The sequence below is a fragment of the Blautia sp. An46 genome, from assembly GCF_002161645.1.
Lineage (GTDB): Bacteria > Bacillota > Clostridia > Lachnospirales > Lachnospiraceae > Blautia > Blautia ornithocaccae.
Window position 1 is genome coordinate 1 of sequence record NZ_NFIF01000014.1, and the last position, 18251, is coordinate 18251.

Annotated in this window: 18 protein-coding genes; 15 read left to right on the plus strand and 3 right to left on the minus strand. The window is 50.9% G+C overall.

Annotated elements, in window-relative coordinates:
• Window positions 1-80: 80 nt before the first annotated feature.
• The 14 genes from B5G00_RS19825 (at window position 81) to B5G00_RS12020 (ending at window position 15280) form a co-directional block, all read left to right on the plus strand.
• Window positions 81-242, plus strand: a complete 162-nt coding sequence (locus B5G00_RS19825; RefSeq protein WP_087273017.1) for a Maff2 family mobile element protein — start codon at window positions 81-83, stop codon at window positions 240-242.
• A gap of 85 nt (window positions 243-327) precedes the next feature.
• Window positions 328-1179 (plus strand): VirB6/TrbL-like conjugal transfer protein, CD1112 family, encoded by an 852-nt coding sequence (locus B5G00_RS11960; protein WP_003502113.1) that lies wholly within the window; start codon window positions 328-330, stop codon window positions 1177-1179.
• Window positions 1180-1189: 10 nt separating this feature from the next.
• The gene (locus B5G00_RS11965; protein ID WP_002604480.1) at window positions 1190-1738 is read left to right on the plus strand and encodes an MT-A70 family methyltransferase; all 549 of its coding nucleotides are present in this window, start codon (window positions 1190-1192) and stop codon (window positions 1736-1738) included.
• Window position 1739: 1 nt separating this feature from the next.
• Window positions 1740-2132: a PrgI family protein gene (locus B5G00_RS11970; protein WP_002604479.1), complete on the plus strand. Its 393-nt coding sequence runs from the start codon at window positions 1740-1742 to the stop codon at window positions 2130-2132.
• Window positions 2092-4488, plus strand: a complete 2397-nt coding sequence (locus B5G00_RS11975) for a VirB4-like conjugal transfer ATPase, CD1110 family (protein ID WP_002604478.1) — start codon at window positions 2092-2094, stop codon at window positions 4486-4488. The genes B5G00_RS11970 and B5G00_RS11975 overlap by 41 nt, the downstream gene beginning before the upstream one ends.
• Window positions 4485-5441 (plus strand): DNA-methyltransferase, encoded by a 957-nt coding sequence (locus B5G00_RS11980; protein ID WP_002604477.1) that lies wholly within the window; start codon window positions 4485-4487, stop codon window positions 5439-5441. Before B5G00_RS11975 ends, B5G00_RS11980 begins: the two co-directional genes overlap by 4 nt.
• On the plus strand, window positions 5438-7408 hold the full coding sequence (locus B5G00_RS11985) for a C40 family peptidase (RefSeq protein ID WP_002604476.1): 1971 nt from the start codon (window positions 5438-5440) through the stop codon (window positions 7406-7408). Before B5G00_RS11980 ends, B5G00_RS11985 begins: the two co-directional genes overlap by 4 nt.
• 13 nt (window positions 7409-7421) lie before the next feature.
• A complete protein-coding gene (locus tag B5G00_RS11990; protein ID WP_002604475.1) occupies window positions 7422-8144 on the plus strand; it encodes a phosphoadenosine phosphosulfate reductase domain-containing protein in 723 nt (240 codons plus the stop codon).
• Between the two features lie 6 nt (window positions 8145-8150).
• Window positions 8151-8417, plus strand: coding sequence for a DUF4315 family protein (locus tag B5G00_RS11995; RefSeq protein WP_002584965.1), 267 nt, complete (start codon window positions 8151-8153; stop codon window positions 8415-8417).
• Entirely contained in the window at window positions 8407-9156 is a 750-nt protein-coding gene (locus B5G00_RS12000; protein ID WP_002584964.1) for a DUF4366 domain-containing protein, read from the plus strand. Before B5G00_RS11995 ends, B5G00_RS12000 begins: the two co-directional genes overlap by 11 nt.
• The gene (locus B5G00_RS12005; RefSeq protein ID WP_002584963.1) at window positions 9153-11228 is read left to right on the plus strand and encodes a type IA DNA topoisomerase; all 2076 of its coding nucleotides are present in this window, start codon (window positions 9153-9155) and stop codon (window positions 11226-11228) included. The genes B5G00_RS12000 and B5G00_RS12005 overlap by 4 nt, the downstream gene beginning before the upstream one ends.
• Window positions 11225-11593: a cysteine-rich VLP domain-containing protein gene (locus B5G00_RS12010; RefSeq protein WP_002584962.1), complete on the plus strand. Its 369-nt coding sequence runs from the start codon at window positions 11225-11227 to the stop codon at window positions 11591-11593. Before B5G00_RS12005 ends, B5G00_RS12010 begins: the two co-directional genes overlap by 4 nt.
• Window positions 11594-11718: 125 nt before the next feature.
• Window positions 11719-15066, plus strand: a complete 3348-nt coding sequence (locus tag B5G00_RS12015) for a YodL domain-containing protein (protein ID WP_058118381.1) — start codon at window positions 11719-11721, stop codon at window positions 15064-15066.
• A gap of 4 nt (window positions 15067-15070) precedes the next feature.
• Window positions 15071-15280, plus strand: coding sequence for a transposon-transfer assisting family protein (locus B5G00_RS12020; RefSeq protein ID WP_002584960.1), 210 nt, complete (start codon window positions 15071-15073; stop codon window positions 15278-15280).
• A gap of 201 nt (window positions 15281-15481) precedes the next feature.
• On the opposite strand, the gene B5G00_RS12025 is transcribed toward B5G00_RS12020, so the two are convergent.
• From B5G00_RS12025 to B5G00_RS12035, 3 genes are all read right to left on the minus strand, one after another.
• Complete coding sequence (locus B5G00_RS12025; protein WP_002584959.1) at window positions 15482-16816, minus strand: relaxase/mobilization nuclease domain-containing protein; 1335 nt, start codon at window positions 16814-16816, stop codon at window positions 15482-15484.
• Window positions 16777-17106 (minus strand): plasmid mobilization protein, encoded by a 330-nt coding sequence (locus tag B5G00_RS12030; RefSeq protein ID WP_002584958.1) that lies wholly within the window; start codon window positions 17104-17106, stop codon window positions 16777-16779. Before B5G00_RS12030 ends, B5G00_RS12025 begins: the two co-directional genes overlap by 40 nt.
• A 201-nt stretch (window positions 17107-17307) precedes the next feature.
• Window positions 17308-17664, minus strand: a complete 357-nt coding sequence (locus B5G00_RS12035; protein ID WP_002584957.1) for a helix-turn-helix transcriptional regulator — start codon at window positions 17662-17664, stop codon at window positions 17308-17310.
• A gap of 398 nt (window positions 17665-18062) precedes the next feature.
• Between B5G00_RS12035 and B5G00_RS12040 the strand changes: the two genes are divergently transcribed.
• Window positions 18063-18248 carry a cysteine-rich KTR domain-containing protein gene (locus B5G00_RS12040; RefSeq protein ID WP_003431289.1) on the plus strand — a complete coding sequence of 62 codons (186 nt, stop codon included), beginning with the start codon at window positions 18063-18065 and terminating at the stop codon, window positions 18246-18248.
• Window positions 18249-18251 lie beyond the last annotated feature (3 nt).

Genomic DNA, 18251 nt, shown 5'->3' on the forward strand with positions numbered 1-18251 from the left:
AGGCAGGACATTGAGATTTATTACAGCTTTGTCGGCAAGATTGACTTGCCCGAAGCCTAACGCCCGACCTATCCGACACAATGGCCAAGTGCCGGATAGGAACGGCAAAATTTTTTACATTTCTATTACTTCTTTATCGCACATCAGTAAAGTCGCAGGGCATGAAACAGTTGATGGCGGGCGGCGGCGTTGCCCTTATCGGCCTTACCCTTGTCCCGCTGCTCTCCGGCCTGTTTGGATAATGCCACAAACTAACACTACCCGCCGCGCTCTCCCGCTTCACGCGGGAGGGCGCGGGAAAGGAGGGATTAGCTTTTGATATGGCAGATGATTGAAGATTGGTTTCGCGGCATTTTGACAGACGGAATACTCTCTAATCTCTCCGGGCTGTTCGACAGCGTAAATACAGAGGTTGGAGAAATCGCAACGCAAGTCGGCACAACCCCCGCCGGGTGGAACGCGGGCATATTCAATATGATACGCAGCCTATCGGAAAACGTCATTGTGCCGATTGCGGGCGTTATCATTACCTTTGTCATGTGCTACGAACTAATCCAGCTTGTAATTGAGAAAAACAATCTGCACGATCTCGACACTTGGATTTTCTTCAAGTGGATTTTCAAAACCTTTGTTGCGGTGCTGCTGGTAACAAATACTTGGAACATCGTCATGGGCGTATTTGACATTACACAGAGCGTCGTCAACGACAGCGCGGGCGTTATCATATCCGACACAAGCATAGATATTGCAACCGTTATCACCGATATAGAAGCAAAGCTGGACGCTATGAGCGTCGGCGGGCTTTTGGGGCTATGGTTTCAATCACTCTTTGTGGGGCTTACCATGAAAGCGTTGTCTATCTGTATCATGCTGGTGGTGTACGGGCGCATGATTGAAATATACCTTGTAACGAGTATCGCCCCTATCCCCGTTGCGACAATGGTAAATCGTGAATGGGGCGGCATGGGACAGAACTACTTAAAATCCTTGCTTGCCCTCGGTTTTCAGGCTTTTCTAATTCTTGTGTGCGTCGGTATTTATGCGGTTTTGATACAGACAATCGCAGCAACCGATGACATATCCGGCGCGATCTGGTCTTGCATGGGCTATACCGTCCTCTTGTGTTTTACGCTTTTCAAAACGGGAAGCCTTGCAAAATCCGTATTCAGCGCGCATTAAGGGGGTGCAGATGAAGAAATACAAAATCATTTACGCCGATCCCCCTTGGAGATACGCGAGAAGCAAGGTACAGGGCGCAGCGGAAAAGCACTATCCCACTATGAGTATTGAGGAACTTTGCGCTTTACCCGTCAAAGAAATTGCGGATAAGGACTGTATTTTATTCCTATGGGCGACGTTCCCGCAGCTTAAAGAAGCGTTGCAGTTAATCAAGGCTTGGGGATTTACCTATAAATCCGTTGCCTTTGTATGGTTAAAGCAAAATCGGAAATCGCCCACTTGGTTTTATGGCTTGGGCTTTTGGACGCGAGGAAATGCGGAAATCTGCTTGCTTGCTACCAAAGGACACCCGAAGCGACAATCAAACAAGGTACATCAATTTATTATTTCCCCTGTTGAGCAGCACAGCAAAAAGCCGGATATAACGCGGGAAAAGATACTTGCCCTTATGGGCGACCTACCGCGTATTGAACTGTTTGCAAGGCAGCATACCCCTGGTTGGGACGTATGGGGAAATGAAATCAAAAGCGACATACGGTTTGCCGGAAAGGAGGTTTGAAATGGCGTATGTAACCGTCCCAAAGGATTTAACCAAAATCAAGAGCAAGGTAATGTTCAACCTTACCAAAAGACAATTACTCTGTTTCGGCGCGGCGGTGGCTATCGGGCTACCGCTATTCTTTTTGACAAAGGACAGCGCGGGAACGACAACGGCGGCTTTGTGCATGGTGCTTGCCATGCTGCCCATGTTCCTACTCGCTATGTACGAGAAGAACGGGCAACCGCTGGAAGTGATTATACGGCAATTTGTGGAAGTGAAGTTTCTTCGCCCCAAAGAGCGACCTTATCAGACCAACAATTTTTATACCGCCCTTGCGCGGCAGGAGCGATTAGATAAGGAGGTACGGGCGATTGTCAAAGGAAAAGGGAAAGACCCAAAACAAAAAGCGTAAACTTACGCGGCAGGAAAAGAAACAGATCGACGCGCTTATCCGGCAGTCAAAGGGCGACGGGAAGCCCCATACGGCGCAGGACAGCATACCGTTTGAACGAATGTATAAGGACGGGATTTGCCGCCTTGCAAACGGGCGGTATTCCAAGTGCATTGAGTTTGAAGATATTAACTATCAGCTTGCGCAGCCGGACGACAAGACCGCCATTTTTGAAGCCCTTTGCGATATGTATAACTCTTTTGACGCTTCTATCAGTGTGCAGCTTTCCTTAATCAGCCGCCATGCGAACAAGGAGGATTTCAAGAGCAGTATCACGATTGCCCCACAGAATGACGACTTTGACAGTATCAGAGCCGAATACACCGAAATGCTGCAAACACAGCTTGAACGCGGCAACAACGGGCTTATCAAGACAAAGTTTCTCACCTTTACCATTGAAGCAAAAGATATTAAATCGGCGCGGGCGCGGCTTGCCCGTATCGAAACGGACACCCTCAACCATTTTAAGGTGATCGGCGCGGCGGCGCGGGTATTGGACGGGAAGCAGCGGCTTGAAGTGCTGCATGGGCTTTTCCACCCGGACGGGGAACGCTTCAACTTTGCGTGGGAATGGCTACCCGTAAGCGGCCTTTCCGTCAAAGACTTTATTGCCCCGTCCTCTTTCCGTTTTGGCGACGGGCGAATGTTTCAAATGGGCGGGAAGTTTGGCGCGGTTTCCTTTTTGCAGATTGCCGCGCCGGAACTTTCAGACCGTATGCTTGCCGACTTCATGGAAGCGGAAAACGGGATTGTCGTCAATCTGCACATTCAGAGTATCGACCACAACGAAGCGATCAAGACGATCAAGCGGAAAATCACCGACCTTGACCGTATGAAAATCGAGGAACAGAAAAAGGCAATCCGCAGCGGCTACGATATGGATATAATTCCGTCCGACCTTGCCACCTACGGCGGCGAAGCGAAAAACCTTTTGCGGGATTTGCAGAGCCGGAACGAGCGAATGTTTTTGCTTACGCTGTTAGTTTTGAATGTGGCAGACACAAAGCAGAAATTGGACAACGACGTATTTCAGGCCGCAAGTATCGCACAGAAATACAACTGTATGCTCACCCGCCTTGACTACCGGCAGGAACAGGGGCTTATGTCCTCTATCCCATTGGGCGAAAACCTAATCCAAATCCAGCGGGGCTTGACGACTTCCAGCACCGCCATTTTCGTCCCCTTTACGGTACAAGAGCTGTTCCAAAGCGGCGAAGCGTTGTATTACGGCTTAAACGCATTATCGAATAACATGATTTTGTGCGACAGGAAAAGGCTGAAGAACCCTAACGGCTTGATACTCGGCACACCCGGCAGCGGCAAGAGTTTTTCGGCAAAGCGCGAGATCACCAACGCTTTTCTCATTACCGCAGACGATATTATCATTTGCGACCCGGAAGCGGAATATTACCCCCTTGTGGAACGGCTGAAAGGGCAGGTTATCAAGGTTTCGCAGAACAGCACGCAGTACATTAACCCGATGGATATAAACCTCAATTACAGCGAGGGCGACACGCCCATAGCCTTAAAGAGCGATTTTATCCTTTCCTTTTGCGAGTTGATTATGGGCGGCAAAAACGGGCTGGAAGCGGTTGAAAAGACTTTGATTGACCGCGCCGTTATCAGCGTGTACCGCAGCTACCTTGCAGACCCGAAGCCGGAGAATATGCCGATTTTGGGCGACCTCTACAATGAAATCAAGAAGCAGCCGGAAAAGGAAGCGCAGCGTATCGCGTCGGCATTGGAACTCTATGTAAATGGCAGTTTGAACGTGTTTAACCACCAAACAAACGTTGACATTCACAACCGCCTTGTCTGCTTTGATATTAAAGAACTCGGCACCCAGCTACGAAAACTCGGTATGCTCATTGTCCAAGATCAAGTTTGGAACAGAGTTACCATAAACCGCAGCGAAGGCAAGGCGACGCGGTACTATATCGACGAGTTTCATTTGCTGCTCAAAGAGGAACAGACCGCAGCGTACAGCGTTGAGATTTGGAAGCGTTTTAGAAAATGGGGCGGTATTCCGACAGGTATCACCCAAAACGTGAAAGATTTGTTATCGTCCCGCGAGGTGGAGAACATTTTTGAAAACAGCGATTTTGTGTATATGCTCAACCAAGCCCAGGGCGACAGGGAAATCCTTGCAAAGCAGCTTAACATTTCGCAGCAGCAAATGACCTATGTAACCCATTCCGACGCGGGCGAGGGGCTTATCTTCTATGGCAACGTGATTTTGCCCTTTATTGACCGTTTCCCGCAAGATACGGAACTCTATCGTGTAATGACGACCAAACCCGGCGAGGTGTCGGCATGAGGATAGAAATGGACAAAATCTATTGCGGCGACAGCTTGCAGGTGCTTCAAACCTTGCCGGAAAATGCAGTTGATTGTTGCGTAACGTCCCCACCCTACTATGCCTTGCGGGACTACGGCGCAGACGGGCAGATCGGACGGGAAGCAACGCCGGAGGAATATGTTTCCCGTATTACGGCGGTATTCCATGAGGTAAAGCGGGTGCTTACGCCGGAGGGTACTTGTTGGCTGAATATCGCGGACACTTATTGCGGCACAGGCAGCAAAGCCGACCACCAAGACCCCAAATACCCCAAAGGCAGGAACGGGCAGCAAGTGGCGTTTAACCACCGCGCCCCCGGCTGCAAGCCCAAAGATTTAATTGGTATTCCGTGGCTTGTAGCCCTCGCCTTGCGGGGCGACGGTTGGTATTTGCGCAGTTCTATCATTTGGCACAAAACAAACCCCATGCCGGAAAGCACGCGGGACAGGCCGACCCGCTGCTATGAATATGTGTTTCTGCTTACCAAGTCAAAGAAGTATTATTACGATTGGCAAGCAGTAGCCGAGCCGATAGCCCCCACAACGGCGGGGCGGCTGAAAAGCGGAGTTAGCAAAGGAAATAAGTATAACGTTACTGTTCCGGGGCAAAACCAACCGCAGAAAATCAACCGCCCCCGCGAAAAGGGCGCATACGCCGACGAGTTGATTTCTCCCGTCCGCAGCCGCCGCAACGTTTGGCAGATTAACAATGTCGGCTATCATGGCGGGCATTTCGCAGCGTTCCCGCCGAAACTTGCGGAAACGTGCATTTTGGCGGGCTGTCCCATCGGCGGGATTGTCCTTGACCCCTTTTTCGGCAGCGGCACGACGGGCATGGTAGCAAAACGGCTTAACCGCCGCTATATCGGCATTGAGTTAAACCCCGACTATTGCGAACTTGCAAAACAGCGGATTGGAGGTGATGAAGATTGAGCAAGGAACTGAAAGCCCCCGACAAGGTAACGCAAAAAATGACCCGCGACGGTGCGGTTGCGGAAAACCTCACGACGGGCGAAACGTCCAGTATCAGCGAAAGGCCGCAGGAAGAAAACTATTCAGCCCCCGCAGGGGTGGCAGCGGAAAAGGTTGTGCAGCATATCGGCGCAGAGATTGAGCGACACGCAGCAAAAGGCGCGGAGAAAAAAGCCCTTGACGCGACGCAGCCTAAAACCCATTCTTCCCGCTTGCAGTTTTCCGAAGCGGAACGGGCAACGCCGGAACTTCAAAAAGCGATCAAGAAATCGGATAAGGCGGCAGACTGTTTAGACGCAGCGCGGGCGGCTATCCCCAAGCAGACCAAAATCAAGAAAGAGCGCGTTTTTGACGAAGCGAAAGGCAAGGCAAAGACGCGCCTTTCCTTTGAAAAGACGGATAAGCCCCCAAACGGCAAGTTGCGGCATAACCCCTTATCCCGTCCGGCACAGGAGTTAAACAGTACCGTACATGGGAAAATCTACGAGGTAGAGAAAGAAAACGTCGGTGTGGAAAGCGGGCACCGGGTAGAACTTGCCGGAGAGAAAGCGGGCGGCATGGCGGCGCGGGCAGTTAAGGGCGGCATACGCCGCCATAAGCTGAAACCCTACCGGGCAGCGGCGGCAGCGGAAAAACAAGCGGTAAAGGCAAACGCAGATTTTCTCTATCAAAAGGCGTTGCACGATAACCCCGCGCTTGCGCACTCCAACCCCATTTCCCGTTTTTGGCAGAAGCAGCGCATTAAAAAGCAGTATGCAAAAACGCTGAAAGCGGGCGGCAAAGCGAAAAAAACCGCTGAAGCCACCGCAAAGGCGGCGAAGAAAACCGCGCAGGAAACCAAACGGGCGACGTTCTTTGTTGTCCGGCATTGGAAAGGCTGCTTGATTGTGGGCGGGATTGCCTTTATCGTGCTGCTGCTTTTCGGCGGGCTGTCCTCTTGCTCCCTCTTTGGCGGCAACAGCGGCAGCGGCTTGATTGCGTCGTCCTATCTCTCCGAGGACGCGGATATAACGGGCGCGGAAAGCGCGTATGCCGCTATGGAAGCCGAGTTACAAGATATGCTGGACAATATCGAAAGCGAATACCCCGGCTATGACGAATACCGGGTAAACGCGGACGAGATCGAGCATGACCCCTATGTGCTAATTTCTATCCTTTCCGCGTGGCATGAGGGCGTGTTTACACTCGATGAAGTGCAAAGCACCCTTGAAATGCTCTTTGAGAAACAGTATATCTTGACGGTCGAGGAAGAAGTACAGGTACGCTACCGCACCGAAACAAGGACGGACAGCGAGGGCAACCCCTATACGGTTGAAGTCCCCTATAACTATTACATTCTTCATGTGGATTTGGAAAACTTCAACCTCTCCCATGTCCCCGTTTACATCATGGGCGAAGAACAGCTATCCATGTACGCTATGTATATGTCGTCGCTGGGAAACAGACCCGACCTTTTCCCGCAATCCGGCTATGTGTCTAAATACTATGAAAACCCGCCCGCCGATTATGAAGTACCCGCCGCGCTGCTGGGTTCCGATGAAAAGTTTGCGCGGCTCATGGAGGAAGCAGATAAATACGTCGGTTTTCCCTATGTGTGGGGCGGCAGCACCCCGGAAACCTCTTTTGATTGCAGCGGCTTTGTGAGTTATGTGTTGACGAACAGCGGCCTATACAATACGGGCAGACTTGGGGCGCAAGGGCTTTACAACATCTCAACCCCTGTTTCTAACCCGCAGCCGGGGGATTTGGTGTTCTTTACGGGTACATACGACACCCCCGGCGTTTCCCATGTGGGGATTTATGTGGGCGAGGACGGGGACGGAAGCCCCGTCATGCTGCATTGTGGCGACCCTATCCAGTATTCAAAGCTGGACACCAGCTATTGGCAATCCCACTTTTACGCCTACGGGCGGTTAAATTACAATTAAAAGGAGTTGAAAAATGAATATTGTATCTTTTGGCGGCGGCACGAATAGTGCCGCCTTACTTATTGGCCTATACAAGCACAAAATCCCGATTGACCTTATCACCTTTGCCGATACGGGCGCGGAACACCCGCATACCTATCAATTTATCGAGATAATCAATCAATGGCTTGCGGAACACGGTATGCCGCAGATTACCGTTGTGCAGTATGTTGACCGCTACGGCAACCGCCTATCTCTTGAAACCGAGTGCTTGCGCTCTCATACGCTCCCGTCGATTGCCTACGGGCATAAGCGTTGTTCGCAGAAACACAAAATCGCACCGCAGGAAAAGTTTTGCAACCACTATGCGCCTTGCCGCGAAGTATGGCAGCGCGGCGAGAAAGTCAACCGCTATATCGGCTATGACGCGGGAGAAGTGAAACGGTATGAACATTCCCGCAAGTACAACGAAGCCGACAAAAAATATCATAACCGCTACCCCCTCATTGAAGAATGGGGCTGGAACAGGGACGATTGTATCCGGGAAATCAAAGCGGCAGGATTGCCGCAGCCGGGTAAATCGTCCTGTTTCTTTTGTCCGAGCATGAAGAAACAAGAGATTTTATATCTCAAAGAACACTATCCCGATCTATTTAACCGGGCGGCGACTTTGGAAGAAAACGCTATGCCCTATCTTAAAACCGTTAAGGGATTGGGGCGCAGCTATTCATGGAAAGAACAGTTTGGAAAGGAGTAAATGACTATGGCGAACACGAAACTTGACCGTATCGAAAGGGATATTGAGAAAACGAGGGCAAAAATCCTTGAACAGCAAAAGAAGCTGAAAGACCTTGAAGCGCAGAAAGTCGAGGAAGAAAACGCGCAGATCGTGCAAATGGTAAAGGCGGTACACCTTGACGGGACGCAGCTTGCCGCGTTCCTCTCCGCTTACGCCAGCGGCGAAATCACCTTGCCGCAGCCGGAAGCCACTTACCCCGCCGAACAGGAGGACAACGACAATGAAGAATAAAAAGATAATCCGAAAGTTTACCGTATTGCTTGCCGCACTGGTTATCATGTGCGGCTTTTCTGTTACCGCTTATGCGGGCGGTGGCGATGAAAGCGACGACACGCCTACCCCCGTAACCGAGGAAACCCCCGCGCCGGAAACCGAGCCGGAAGAAACGACGGGCGGCTATGAGCCGCAGCCCCTTACCCCGGACGGGAATATGTCCCTTGTGGACGATATAACGGGTGAAGCGTCCGGCGACAAGCAGTTTATCACCGTCGTTACCAAAAGTGGCAACTATTTTTACATCATCATTGACCGCGCCGAGGACGGGGAAAATACCGTCCATTTCCTTAACCAAGTGGACGAAGCGGATTTAACCGCCCTTATGGAGGACGGGCAGACCGAAGCCCCCGTTTGTAGCTGCACCGATAAATGCGTTGCCGGAAGCGTCAACACCGCTTGCCCGGTTTGCAGCGTCAACATGAGCGAGTGCGCGGGTGTGGAAGCCGAGCCGGAGCCGGAAGAAACCGAGCAGCCGCCGGAAGAAGAAAAAGGCGGCGGCATGGGTATTCTGCTTGTCGTGCTGCTTGTTGCCGCAGCGGGCGGCGGCGCGTTCTACTACTTTAAGATTTTGAAGCCCAAAAAGGACGCGGCGAAAGGCAGCAGCAGCCTTGACGACCTTGATTTTGACGAGGACGACGAGGAAACGGAAGTAGTCGAAACCGAACAGACCGAGCAGGAGGACGATAATCTATGAAACTTGTAATTGCAGAAAAACCGAGCGTCGGGGCGGCGATTGCCGCCGTTATGGGCGCGAATGAAAAGCGCAGCGGATATTTTGAGGGCGGCGGCTACCTTGTGTCGTGGTGTATCGGGCATTTGATTAGCCTTGCAGACGCGGCGACCTACAATGAACAATTCCGTAAATGGAAGTACGACGATCTTCCCATTGTCCCGCAGGAGTGGCAGTTTATTGTTGCCAGCGGCAAGGAGCAGCAGTTTTCCATTCTCAAAGACCTTATGCACCGCAGCGACGTTACCGAGATTATCAATGCTTGCGACAGCGGGCGCGAGGGGGAACTCATTTTCCGCTTTGTCTATGAACAGGCGAATTGCAAAAAGCCCTTTTCCCGCCTTTGGATTAGCAGCATGGAAGCAAGTGCAATCCGCGAGGGCTTTTCAAATCTCAAAGACGGGCGCGGCTATGACAACCTCTATCAATCCGCGCTTTGCAGAGCAAAGGCCGATTGGCTCATTGGCATTAACGCGACCCGCCTTTTCTCTATCCTCTACCATAAAACATTGAATGTCGGCAGAGTGCAAACGCCCACCCTTGCTATGCTGGTAAACCGCGACTATGCAATCAGCAGCTTTAAGAAAGAGAAATATCATGTCGTCCGGCTGGACGTTGGCGGCGTTGCCGCCCTTTCCGAAAGGCAGGACGACGAAGCGGCGGCGCGGCAGATGAAAGCGGCTTGCGAGAAATCGCAGGCCGTTTGTACTTCCCTTAAAAAAGAGAAAAAGACCGCAGCCCCGCCGAAACTGTTTGACCTCACCGCCTTGCAGCGGGAAGCAAACCGTTTGTATGGGTTTACGGCGAAACAGACCCTTGACTATGCGCAAGCCCTTTATGAAAAACGGCTTTTGACCTATCCCCGCACCGACAGCAAATATATCACTTCCGATATGGAGGGCAGCACAAAGGAACTTATCACCGGCCTTTGCGCTGCTCTCCCCTTTATGCAGGGCGTGAAGCTGCAAGCCGACCTTGCGAGGATTTGCGACAACAGCAAAGTAACCGACCATCACGCCATTTTGCCGACAGCGGAGTTTGTGAAAACGGGCTTTTCTTCCCTTGCCGAAAGTGAGAAAAAGCTAATGACCCTTGTGTGCGCAAAACTGCTTTGCGCCGTTGCCGCGCCCTATGAGTATGAAGCGGTTACGGCGGTTTTCACTTGCGGCGGCTATACCTTTACCGCAAAGGGCAGGACGACGCTTTGCGAGGGTTGGCGCGAGATTGAAAGACTATCCCGCGCCGCGTCCGGGGAACAGGACGAGGACGCAGAGCCGGAAGCGGTTTTACCCCCGCTTGCCGAGGGGCAGACCTTTGACAATCCGGCAGCGGAGATCTCCGAACGTTACACGCAGCCCCCAAAGGCATTTACCGAAGATACGTTACTTTCGGCTATGGAGAGTGCGGGAAAGGAGGACACGCCGGAGGACGCGGAGCGCAAAGGGTTAGGCACCACCGCGACGCGGGCGGGTATCATTGAAAAACTCATTAGCGCGGGCTTTGCCGAGCGCAAGGGCAAAAAGCTAATCCCCACAAAGGACGGGTATAACCTTGTCGCTATTCTGCCCGACAGCCTTACGTCCCCGCAGCTTACGGCAGAATGGGAAACGCGCCTTACCGGGATTGCAAAGGGCAGCGACAGCCCCGCCGACTTCATGCGCGGGATTGAGGAAATGACAGCGGGGCTTGTCAAGACCTATTCCGCGATTTCCGAGGATAAAGCGAAGCTGTTTACCCCGCAGCGGGAAGCAATCGGCACTTGCCCCCGTTGCGGCGCGGCGGTTTACGAGGGCAAGAAAAACTTTTACTGCTCCGACAGGGCTTGCAGCTTTGTGATGTGGAAGAATGACCGCTTTTTTGAGCAGCGCAAAAAGGCTTTCACAAAGGCGATTGCCGCCGCCCTTTTGAAAGACGGAAAGGTAAAAATCAAAGGTATGTACTCGACCAAGACGGGAAAGACCTTTGACGGAGTTGTGCTGCTTGCCGACACAGGCGGCAAGTATGTAAACTTCCGCGTCGAGCAGAACCGAAAATGATAAGGCTTGATGAAAAGCAATACCGCGCCGTAAAGAAAATGACCCGCGCCGCTTGTGCAAACAACGATTGCGGGAATTGTCTGCTGCTGGACGACGGGGAAACTTGCGTTTGTGTGCAGAGTATCAGCTATTCGCTGCTATGCCGCTATTTCCGCGAAGCGGTATTACCCGCCGACAGGCAGCTTTGCGAACAGATCACCCGCAGCGGGGAAACCGATTTGAAGCGTTGCGCGGTATGCGGCAGCACGTTTGCGGCGGGCAGCAACCGGGCGAAATACTGCCCCGATTGCGCGGCAAAGATACGCCGCAGACAGAAAGCCCAAAGCGAGAGAAACAGGCGTTTACGGATAAAAACAACTACATAGCAAGCACAGCAAACGAGTACCCGTTTGCGAGAAATGCCCGCGCTTCCCATAGAGAGCGCGGGCATTTTGCTTGTTGGGATAGTCCCAAACCCTTATATGACCGAGAAAGGACGTGATGAAAGAATATGCCGTATTCCTCATACGACCATGACAAATTGGAAACCGCCGAAACCATGCGGATAGAACGCCGGATATATTTTGAAGCAAAGGACAGGGAGATTGCCCCTTATGCTTCCTTGCCGATTGCGCAGCTACTTTCCATGCGCAGCGAAAGCGCGGCGGCAGAACAGGCGATTTTTGACGACCTTAAAGAACGCGCCGCCGCATGGGAAGAACAGGCGGGAAGAACGCTTTTGCTGGATAAAACACTTGAATATGTGAGAACGCCGCACGTCCAGCACACCGCTAACGAGTGGCAGACCACCGAGCATAACCGCCATATTCGCAGCAACCGGGTATATCAGATGAATTACTACATTTACGAGAATACCCGCTACGACAAAGAAGCGCAGAAATCTATCCCGTATTCATGGACGCTTACATGGAGCGTGCGCACCAACAGCCCAAGCAGAACCCAAGCGAAGATTGCCGGACAAGATAGAAAGGTTTTCACCGACAAGGCAGCTATGGAAAAGTATCTGAATGGGCGTATCAAAGCGTATGACCGTCTGTTTACGGAAATCTCCCCGCCTATCCCGCAGGAGTACGCCGACTATTTCAAAGTAAACGGTATGCTCATGCCGGACTACACCATAGAGGGCGAAGAACCCCCGCAGCAGCAACAGGCGGCAGCTATCCCCGAAAATACCGGGCAGGAAAAGGAGCGTGAACACATGAGCGAACAGTTTTCTATTATGATAGGCAACCGCAGCCGCTTTGACGCGGGCGACCCCGGCGGCTATTGGCTGGATATGCCCGCCACAAAGGAGCAGTTGCACGAAGCTATGCGGAACGTCGGCATTACTGCCGACAACCCGCAGGATTTTTCCATTCGCGGCTATTCCGACGACCCGGAGAAACATATTGCCTTGCCTTATGAAATGGTATGCGCCGCCGACGTGGACGAACTCAATTTTCTTGCGGCGCGGCTCGAACAGCTTGACCCCGCCGAGGTTGGCAAGCTGAACGCAGCCTTGCAGCAGAAAAACGGGCTTGCAAATATTGGACAGGTAATTGACTTCACCTACAACGTGGATTTCTACGTCCATATCCCCGAAGTACATAACTACCACGATTTGGGCGACTATTACTTAAATCAATCCGGCATGGTACAAATGCCCGAAGAATGGAAAGGCGGCATTGACCTTTCTACTTTTGGCAGGAACGCTGCCGCGCAGGAAAAAGGCGCGTTTACCGAGTACGGCTATATCGTGGAAAGCGGCGACGAGTGGGAACGGCAGTTTGAGGGGCGCGAAGTGCCGGAAGAATACCGCATTATGAGTTACCCGCAGCCGGAGCGCGGCGAACAGGACAAAGCCTATATGGACGCAGCCGAAACGCAGCAAGCAGACGCACAGGCCGCAGAGCCGCAGCAGCCCCGCCCCGTCGTCCCCATTATCCTTACTTCCGAAAAGCCCGCCGAAAAGGTAAAGGAGATCACCGCGCGTTTGGAACAGGGCGTACAGGCGATTTTTGACAGCGACCGCTACAAAGAGTTTCTTACTGCCATGTCGAAGTTTCACGATTACAGCTTGAATAACACTATCCTAATTGCCATGCAGGGCGGCAATTTGGTAAAGGGCTATTCACAATGGCAGAAAGAGTTTGACCGCCATGTAAAGAAAGGCGAGAAAGGCATTAAAATCTTTGCCCCCGCGCCCTACAAGGTGAAAAAGCTGGTTGATAAAATCGACCCCGAAACGAGAAAGCCCATGCTTGACCGCGAGGGAAAAGTGGTAAAGGAAGAAAAGGAAATCACCGTCCCCGCCTTTAAGGTTATAACCGTCTTTGATATTTCGCAGACCGAGGGCAAGGAGTTTCCCGACCTTTCCGTTAAACCGCTGCTTGCCGATGTGGAGCAGTACGAGGATTTTTTCGCCGCCCTTGAAAAAGCGTCCCCCGTCCCGATTGCATTTGAGCAGATCACAAACGGCGCAAATGGGTATTTCAGTTTGACCGACAAGCGTATTGCAATCAAAGAGGGCGTGAGTGAATTACAGGCGGTAAAGACCGCCATTCACGAAATCGCCCATGCGAAGCTGCACGACGTAGACTTAAACGCCCCGCCGGAGCAGCAAAACCGCGTTGACCGCCATACCTGCGAGGTAGAAGCGGAAAGCGTCGCTTATACGGTTTGCCAGCATTTCGGCCTTGATACTTCCGATTACTCTTTCGGCTATGTGGCTGGTTGGAGCAGCGGCAAGGAAATGACCGAGTTAAAAGCGTCCCTTGAAACAATACAGACCACCGCAAAGGAACTCATTACCGAGATTGAGGGGCATTTTACCGAGTTGCAGCAGCAGCGGCAAGCCGAGCAGGAGCAGGGCGATACCTTTTCCATTTATCAGTTAAAGCGCGGGGACGAAACAAGGGACTTGCGCTTTGAGCCTTATGACCGTCTGCAAGCGGCTGGACTTACCATTGACCGGGTAAATTATGAACTCGTCTATACTGCACCGCTTACAAAGGATATGACGCTGGGCGACATTTGGGAAAGGTTTAATATCGACCACCCCGCCGATTTCAAGGGGCATAGCCTTTCCGTTTCCGACATTGTTGTGCTTCATCAGAACGACGAGGACACCGCCCACTATGTAGACAGTATCGGTTTTCAGCAAGTGCCGGAGTTTTTGCAGGAGCAGCAGACCCCCGTATTTGACAAGCTGCCGCCCGAACAGCAGCAAGCCTTGTCCGACACCGTACAAGACACTTTGCAAATGCTGGTTGACGCAGACAAGCGGATTTATGGCGACGTTACGGGCAAGACCCTTGAAGCAATCGCGGCGCAAGGATATTCCTACAAGGACGGGCAGCTTGAAAAGCAGCAGCCGGAAGCGACCCCCGACAGCCTTTTGACGGGTGAAACCGTCAGAACGCCGAGGGGCAATTTTCATATTACCGATATGAGCCGTGAACAGATCGAAGCGGCGGGATTTGGTTTTCACCATGCGTCGGAGGACGGGAAGTATCTCATTATGGGGAATGGCACACAGGCTTATGCCATAGCCGCCGAGCAGCCGCAGCGGGATAATCCCTTAAAGCACGTCGAGGACACCATAGAGCAGAACGACAACAATTTTGACGGGCTTATCAACAATACGCCGCAAACGCCCACCGTTGCAGATTTTGAGCAGCGGGCAAAGGCGGGGGAAGCGATTTCCGTTACCGACCTTGCAAAAGCGGTAAAAGCCGAGAAACGGGAACAGCCGCAGAAAAAACCGTCCATTTTGAAGAAGCTGGACGAATACAAGAAACAGGCGGCGCAGCAGCCGAAAGATAAACAGAAAGAGCATAAAAAGGATTTGGAGGTTTGATAGCATGAATACCCGCTTTACCATTGAGGAAGAAAACATTGTTGCGATCTACGCCGAGGACAGCCGGGAAACAACGCTTGAAAATATCCTTGCCGCCATGCCCTACATGGACGAGGATATGCGCCAGCTTGCCGCCGCAGCGGTGAACAAGCTGCAAGCCATGACGGACAGCGAGTTTTCCGAAAGGGAGTTTATCTTGACCGACGAGGAATAGCCCATAGAGAACAGGGGCGCGGTTGCCGATTTCCGGCACCGCGCCCCTGTTCTTTTTTTGTCCTTGCGTGGACAATTAGAAAGCCGTTTTTGCGGGTTTGAATATACTTTATCGTCTATGTCGTTTTCATGCGCTGGAAGCCGCAGAAACACAGGCGTTTTCAGCCCTTAACATTCCACTTGCCACCCCATGTTTTGCGCCTTATCGCTCCTGCTCCCGCGCCCTGCTTTGGGACGGGTAAAGAATACTATCGACGTTCTTTTTGACAACGCCGTATTCCTGCATTTGCTTCTTGGCTTGCCGATAATCTTCATACAATTTGGTTTTCCTGTCGTTTAAGCTTCTATACTCCTTGCGCAGCGCGGCGAGATCGGGCAGCTTCTTTATCTGCATTTCCTTTAATGCCCTTGCCGCAGCTTCAAACAGGATAATTTCGCTTTCATGCCCCCGCAGATACTTTTCCTTGTCCGGCGATTTTCGGTATTCATCGTAAATCGGTTTTAACTGTCGGTATGTGGTGGTGTGCTTGATAAGCAGCGACAAATCAGACATACGCTGTTCCACTTCCTTAACCGCCTTTGCCGCCGCGTCATGAGCGGTCATAATATCGGCTATCTTGCTTTCAAGTTCGCTATAATACTCAATCTTGTTTTCGGTTAGGAAGTTCATGCTTTTAGCAGCCTGTTTCAGATTATGGATTTTTGCCCACCGTTCATAGCCCGCCGACTGTTGGGCTTTGATACTGTTTTCAAGATCGACGACAAGCCGGATTTTCTTATCTTCCCGCAGCGTTTTTGTTTTGGCAACATACACGCCCTTGATACGCTCCTTTATCGCTTCTTCCGTATAGGCCGCGCCGAGCGTCTTTGTGCGGGTAAACCGTTCCTGTCCGGCAGCGCGAAAGGAAATGTATTTGCCCTGTTTGATTTCATACCCCATTTCCTGCAAGCGGCGCAGCAGTTCGTCAAAATCTTTCACTTGGGGAATGAGAGTATCTATCGCCGTTTTCAGCTTTGCTTTGTAGCTTGTCCCTTGCTTTTCGGCGGTGTATTCTGCATAGCTTTTTCCCTTGTCCTGTCCCGGTACGACGACGGATAGCCCATGCTCTTTACATATCCTGTCGCTGGTGCGCCGGATAAAGTGATAGCTTTGCTTGTTGGAATGGTACTTTTTGTAGTCAACGAAGCTAACCGCGTTGAAAATCAAGTGATTATGCAGATGGTCTTTATCGACGTGAGTTGTCAAAACAAACTCATACTTGCCGCCTAATACCGCCCCGGCAAGTTCCATGCCGATTTTGTGCGCTTCTTCCGGTGTGGTTTCTCCCACCGCAAAGGATTGTATCAAGTGCCGCCCTAAATGTGTGCCGCGATCTCCGGCAGCTTCCCGCGTCCATGCAAACTCAATATCGGCGGTTTCCAGCCCGCAGCCGAAAGAGGACGCAAGCAGCTTCCCGTCTGTCTTTTCGGGATTTAAGATATAGTCTATCGCAGCCTTTAAGGTTGATTTAATAGGGTGCGTCTTTGTAACCGCCATATCTCGTCCACCGCCTTTTTAATGTCCTCTATATCCTGCCTGTAAACCGTCCCCGTCGCATTGGCGCGTTTTGCAATTTGGTTGATGTTCCGGCTCACCGCTTGCAGTTCCCGGATATATGCTTTTGTGTCGCTTCGGTCAACGACAAGAATATACCCGTCTATCGCCATTTTACGGAAGTATGCCCCATACTGCTTTATGGGAAGCTGCTTCATCTTCTCGTCGATCAGCCGCTTTTCTTCTTCCGTAACGTAAAACTTCATCTGTATATTTCTCTTTCGGTTTTCCATTTCCGCACCGCCTTTCGGTATAAGGGTTTGGGATTATCCCAACAAGCATTTTCCGCAAACGGGTACTCGTTTGCTGTGCTTGCTATCTACTCCATACCCCCACCGAAAGGCGGTATTTGTTGCGCGTTCCTTTGATTTTGGACGCAAAAAAAGATTGCAGCCGCCATGCGCTGCAATCTCCCGATTTCTCATATTGTGAGGTTAATCCTCTGCTTTTTCGACTTCCGTTATCTCCCTTGCTGTTGCGGTTACAATCCGTATGCCTTTATCGCTCATACCGTCCAGCAGCGCGTCAAGCTGCCGCCGCCCGGTGGATTTCTCCGCATTGCTGTTCGGGAAGAAAAATTGATCTACCGAAATATGATACCGGGTTACAAGGTCATAGAATACCTGTAAACTCGGCTGTTGTCCCTTGTTCTCGATATTCGCAAGGTAGCGCGGGGAAATATATAACTCGTCGCTTACCTTTTTGCGGCTCTCGCCGTATTCATTTCTCGCGGCTTTTATAGCTGCCCCGAAAGCCTTAAAGTCGTACAATGGTACGGGTCTTTTTGCCATTTTCATTCACCCTGTTACATTTTACAGTTCACCTTTCTTTTTGGATATGTCCACACAATTCATATCATTAGGTTAAATACTTCCTGTTGTGTATTGACAGTAGACTGATTTTCTGATAAAATAAAATTTATGTAAAAGGAGGCGGCGTTTATGTTGCATAGCATGCGTATTAGATAAGCATTGAAAAAAAGGATTTTCCCATTTTCAACATGGGCTTTTTTGTCATGCTTATTTTGCGGATGCTATACAAAAAACTAACGACGTATAGATATAGTATAGACATAGTGCAAGCTATGCCTTAGTTTTGTTGTACTGCTCTGTGCATTATAAATGCAGGTCAATGCTCATGTTGAGGATTGACCTGCATTTTTTTGTGTAAAAAGGACGAGTGAAATATAATGCTTAAAAAATATTGGATAAAATGTCCGATTTGTAACGGAAAGACGAGAGTTCAAGTATTTCATAATACTGTATTAAAAGATTTTCCTCTTTTCTGCCCTAAATGCAAATTGACGCATATCATTGATGTAGAAAAATTAGAGATTGTAATCAAAAATACAGAAAAACAAACTTTTATTATTTAGAAG

Bases quoted from the DNA above. Each gene is read 5' to 3' on its own strand.
- B5G00_RS11990 (WP_002604475.1), top strand. From the start codon at position 7,422: ATGAATATTGTATCTTTTGGCGGCGGCACGAATAGTGCCGCCTTACTT.
- B5G00_RS12040 (WP_003431289.1), top strand. From the start codon at position 18,063: ATGCTTAAAAAATATTGGATAAAATGTCCGATTTGTAACGGAAAGACG.
- B5G00_RS12000 (WP_002584964.1), top strand. From the start codon at position 8,407: ATGAAGAATAAAAAGATAATCCGAAAGTTTACCGTATTGCTTGCCGCA.
- B5G00_RS12010 (WP_002584962.1), top strand. From the start codon at position 11,225: ATGATAAGGCTTGATGAAAAGCAATACCGCGCCGTAAAGAAAATGACC.
- B5G00_RS11965 (WP_002604480.1), top strand. From the start codon at position 1,190: ATGAAGAAATACAAAATCATTTACGCCGATCCCCCTTGGAGATACGCG.
- B5G00_RS12005 (WP_002584963.1), top strand. From the start codon at position 9,153: ATGAAACTTGTAATTGCAGAAAAACCGAGCGTCGGGGCGGCGATTGCC.
- B5G00_RS11995 (WP_002584965.1), top strand. From the start codon at position 8,151: ATGGCGAACACGAAACTTGACCGTATCGAAAGGGATATTGAGAAAACG.
- B5G00_RS12020 (WP_002584960.1), top strand. From the start codon at position 15,071: ATGAATACCCGCTTTACCATTGAGGAAGAAAACATTGTTGCGATCTAC.
- B5G00_RS11980 (WP_002604477.1), top strand. From the start codon at position 4,485: ATGAGGATAGAAATGGACAAAATCTATTGCGGCGACAGCTTGCAGGTG.
- B5G00_RS19825 (WP_087273017.1), top strand. From the start codon at position 81: ATGGCCAAGTGCCGGATAGGAACGGCAAAATTTTTTACATTTCTATTA.
- B5G00_RS12030 (WP_002584958.1), bottom strand. From the start codon at position 17,106: ATGGAAAACCGAAAGAGAAATATACAGATGAAGTTTTACGTTACGGAA.
- B5G00_RS12025 (WP_002584959.1), bottom strand. From the start codon at position 16,816: ATGGCGGTTACAAAGACGCACCCTATTAAATCAACCTTAAAGGCTGCG.
- B5G00_RS11970 (WP_002604479.1), top strand. From the start codon at position 1,740: ATGGCGTATGTAACCGTCCCAAAGGATTTAACCAAAATCAAGAGCAAG.
- B5G00_RS11960 (WP_003502113.1), top strand. From the start codon at position 328: ATGATTGAAGATTGGTTTCGCGGCATTTTGACAGACGGAATACTCTCT.
- B5G00_RS12015 (WP_058118381.1), top strand. From the start codon at position 11,719: ATGCCGTATTCCTCATACGACCATGACAAATTGGAAACCGCCGAAACC.
- B5G00_RS12035 (WP_002584957.1), bottom strand. From the start codon at position 17,664: ATGGCAAAAAGACCCGTACCATTGTACGACTTTAAGGCTTTCGGGGCA.